Here is a 1,109-nt window from a genome sequence, read left to right as displayed (position 1 = left end):
ATGTTGGTGACTTGGTGAGCGTCTTCGAGCTGGTGTTGTAGTTGATGGTTGATGATGGCCAGTCGGGCGAGATCCGATCACACGGCGCGCAACCCAACGCGCGGCCTGGCCGGGTGTTCATCACCGCCAGCCACTGACCAACTTGGGCGTTGAAATCGGTTGGGCCGGTGAATGTTCGGCCGGGTGAGAAGGAGCGTCCCAGGTAGTCGTTGGCCATCGGCGATCACCGTCGGATACGCCTTCAGCAACTCTCGAACCCACAGCCCGGAAAGGGGTCAGGATTCCCTGCCGTTGACATGGACGATGGTAGGGATCGCCGGCATGGACCGCCGACGAGCGCCTGAGCTCGGACACAGATCACAGGCCGCAGCCGGGCGCACGGTGCCCGTCGGCACGCTGGAGGCGAAGAGGTCACCATTCACGCAAATCATTGCCCAGCGCAAGGAAAATCGGTGTGTGGGAGGGCTTGCGACGGTAATGTCGGAGGCTCTTCGGGGAAGTTCGGATCAACCTCGCTGCAGGTGTGTCATCGGAACTTGGTGGGAGAGGCGATGGTTGGTAGGGCGCTGGCGTTCCTGGTCGGGGCCGGACTGGTGGTGTTCGCGCTGGCGCATGCCGTGGAACCGTTTCACCAGACGCGGGAGTATCGGCATCAGGCGGCATGTGAGAAGAGTGCAGGCAGCTGCTTCGACGAAGAGACCGTCACCATCATCGAGAAGGACACGTCCACTACGACTTCCACCCACTTCAACAGCGATGGCACCACCAGCACCACCACGACGAATCACCTCACGATCAGGTGGATGCGCGACGGGACGCAGCACTCGCACGACGTGAACGGCGAACTCTTCGCCAAGGCCCGGGAAGGTGGGCAGGCGACACTGCGGACGTGGCAGGGACAGGTCGTCGGCGTCGTCATCGACGGGCAGTCCGATTCCTACAACCCGCGTCAGACCGGGCGTCTGGGGTGGTGGCTGTGGCTGGCGTTCGTGGGGGTCGGGCTGGCGTTGGTAGGGATATTCGAGCATGTTTGAGTGTTAATTGGGGCTTTCAGGCTGTGTGCGTGGGCTTTCGCCGGATCCGTGCCTCTCGGAGTTTTCTTGCCGACC

General features: G+C 62.4%; 1 protein-coding gene and 1 pseudogene. One reads left to right on the top strand and one right to left on the bottom strand.

Going from position 1 to position 1,109, the window contains the following annotated elements; genetic code table 11:
* Positions 1-217, bottom strand: a pseudogene (locus ACFWPJ_RS33505) (hypothetical protein); the annotation flags it as partial.
* A 322-nt stretch (positions 218-539) separates the two neighbouring features.
* Here ACFWPJ_RS33505 and ACFWPJ_RS33500 point away from each other — a divergent pair.
* A complete protein-coding gene (locus tag ACFWPJ_RS33500; protein WP_378857631.1) occupies positions 540-1,034 on the top strand; it encodes a hypothetical protein in 495 nt (164 codons plus the stop codon).
* The last annotated feature ends 75 nt before the right edge of the window (positions 1,035-1,109 follow it).

Origin of the sequence: Nocardia sp. NPDC058497 (assembly GCF_042720195.1) — a bacterium.
Taxonomy (GTDB): domain Bacteria; phylum Actinomycetota; class Actinomycetes; order Mycobacteriales; family Mycobacteriaceae; genus Nocardia.
Note: the sequence above shows the minus strand (reverse complement) of the source record. Positions and strands in the feature narration are given on the sequence as shown.